This window comes from Methylobacterium sp. WL18, from assembly GCF_008040015.1.
Classification (GTDB): domain Bacteria; phylum Pseudomonadota; class Alphaproteobacteria; order Rhizobiales; family Beijerinckiaceae; genus Methylobacterium; species Methylobacterium mesophilicum.
This window is the reverse complement of sequence record NZ_VRVD01000715.1, coordinates 1-2,189: the sequence shown is the minus strand read 5'-3', so window position 1 is coordinate 2,189 and position 2,189 is coordinate 1. Positions and strand designations below refer to the sequence as shown.

The 2,189-nt window shown below is 70.6% G+C and carries 3 protein-coding genes and 1 pseudogene; 3 read left to right on the top strand and 1 reads right to left on the bottom strand.

The window, feature by feature from the left end:
- From FV228_RS27390 to FV228_RS27380, 3 genes and pseudogenes are all read left to right on the top strand, one after another.
- Positions 1-361 (top strand): annotated as a pseudogene (locus FV228_RS27390) (ABC transporter substrate-binding protein); the annotation flags it as partial.
- Between the two features lie 312 nt (positions 362-673).
- Complete coding sequence (infA, locus tag FV228_RS27385; RefSeq protein WP_007561169.1) at positions 674-949, top strand: translation initiation factor IF-1; 276 nt, start codon at positions 674-676, stop codon at positions 947-949.
- Positions 949-1,914: a DMT family transporter gene (locus FV228_RS27380; protein WP_147857390.1), complete on the top strand. Its 966-nt coding sequence runs from the start codon at positions 949-951 to the stop codon at positions 1,912-1,914. The genes infA and FV228_RS27380 overlap by 1 nt, the downstream gene beginning before the upstream one ends.
- On the opposite strand, the gene FV228_RS34465 is transcribed toward FV228_RS27380, so the two are convergent.
- Entirely contained in the window at positions 1,884-2,165 is a 282-nt protein-coding gene (locus tag FV228_RS34465; RefSeq protein ID WP_246694049.1) for a hypothetical protein, read from the bottom strand. The genes FV228_RS27380 and FV228_RS34465 overlap by 31 nt on opposite strands.
- Positions 2,166-2,189: the final 24 nt, after the last annotated feature.

Here is a 2,189-nt window from a genome sequence, read left to right as displayed (position 1 = left end):
GGAGGGGACCGTGATGACCCTGCCCCCCGATCCGCCGCGCCTGCCCGAGCCGAAGGGCGGCAAGGCGACGGCGCGCAGCCCAGAGGCCGAGAGCGTCGCGGCTTCGGGCTACGCGGCGGTGGAAGTGCTGGCTCAAGGCTTGGAGCGCGCCCGCGCGGCGGACCCGAAAGCCGTGCGCGTTCCGGACGGCCGCAAAGTCGCCGAGGCGCTGCACGGCACCCAGCCTGCGCGCACGATCCTCGGTCCGGTCGGCTTCGACGAACGTGGCGACCGGATCACCGGTCCGGTCACCCTGCGGGTCTGGCGGCGGACGCCGGACGGGCGCCTAGACTACGCCGGCAACGACGTCTCCGGTCCGTGAGCGCGGGCCGCCCGGGACCGCGATCCGAGGGCGGTCCGGACGCGGCATTCCTGAGATGGCCGCCAGTTTTTTGGAAAAGATGATGCCAAATCAGCGGTTGCGCGCATCATCCGGGGCTCGATATCCAGTCCGATCGGCACGGCGTGACTTGCCGCGGGATCGTGCGACGACTAAATGCGGGCAGCGTCGCTGAGCAGGCGCGGACCGTCCGTCGGATCGGATCCGCGCCCTGCGGCGTTTCCCGAGCTTGATGACAGCCGTTGAAGTTTTGCCGGAACGCCTGCTGCCGGACGGTCCGACTGGAGAAGGTGCATGGCGAAAGAAGAATTGATGCAGTTCGACGGTCTCGTGATCGAGATCTTGCCGGACGCGCGCTACCGCGTGCAGCTCGACCAGGGTCACGAGATCGTCGCCTACACGGCCGGCAAGATGAAGAAGAACCGCATCAAGACGCTGGCGGGTGATCGGGTTACGGTCGAGATGTCGCCCTACGACCTCGAGAAGGGCCGCCTGGTGTTCCGTCACAAGGACGAGCGCTCCGCGGGTCCGCGTCCGCAGGTGCGGGGCGGTCAGTTCCGCCGCCGCTGATGGCTGAGCGCGCGACCCGGGTTTCCTCGGTCGCGCCGGCCTATCTGCTCCTCACGCTCACGGCGTTGCTCTGGGCCGGAAACGCGGTCAGCAGCCGCTGGGCTCCGGGGCACGTCTCGCCGCAGGTGATCACGACGCTGCGCTGGGCTGTGGCCTGCACTGCGCTCGCGCCGTTCGCGGCCCGCAGGCTCGTGGCGGAATGGCCGCTCCTGCGCCCCCACTGGCTGCGCATCCTGCTGATGGGCGGCCTCGGCTACACTGCTTTCAACTGCCTGTTCTACGCCGCCGGCGTCCACACCGGAGCGGTCAACCTGGCGCTGTTCCAGGGAGCGATCCCGGTCCTGGTGATCCTGCTCAACCGCGTGGCCTACCGGGTGCCGGTCACCCTCGGCCAGATGCTTGGCGTGGTCCTGACGCTGATCGGCGCCGGCATCGCCGCAACGCACGGCGACTGGTCGGTCCTGACGCGCCTCGATTTCAACCGTGGCGACGTCCTCGTGTTCGGCGCCTGCCTGCTCTACGCGGGCTACACGATCTTCCTGCCGACGCGCCCGAAGGTGACGGCGCTGGCGTTCTTCGCCGCCATGGCGATCGCCGCCTTCGTGACCTCGCTGCCGCCCCTCGCCGTCGAGTGGGCCACGGGGCATGCGGTCTGGCCCGGGCTGGCGGGCTGGGCGATGGTCGCCTTCGTGGGCCTTGGGCCGTCGCTGCTAGCGCAGTTGTTCTTCATGCGCGGGGTCGAACTGATCGGCCCGAACCGGGCCGGCCTGTTCGTCAACCTCGTGCCGATTTTCGGCGCGGGCCTCGCCGTCCTGCTGGTCGGCGAGCCGTTCGGGGCGACTCAAGCCGTCGCCCTGGCCCTGGTGCTCGGGGGGATCGCCTGTGCCGAGCGCCTGAAGCCGGCGCCGGCCGCCGCGGCGACCCCCGAAGCCGCTTATTCGCAGACGCGGACGCGCCGGATGTAGACGTCGCCGTAGGGGTCGATCGTGCGGCGGCGCTCGAAGTGGCAGACCGGACCGTAATCCTCTTCCACGTAGACAGGCGGCGGGGCGCGGTAGACCGGCCGGCCCGGGTCGCCCGCCACGAAGGTCACGAGGCCGCGGCTCGCCACCGGCTCGGCGACCCCGCGTTCCAGGGCCATCGCGTCGAGGCTGATCACGCCGTCCGGGACGCCGGGCCCGAAGGCGGCGAGGTAGCGCAGGCCGAAATGGCCCATGGCCGCCTGGGCGAGGTCCTCGGC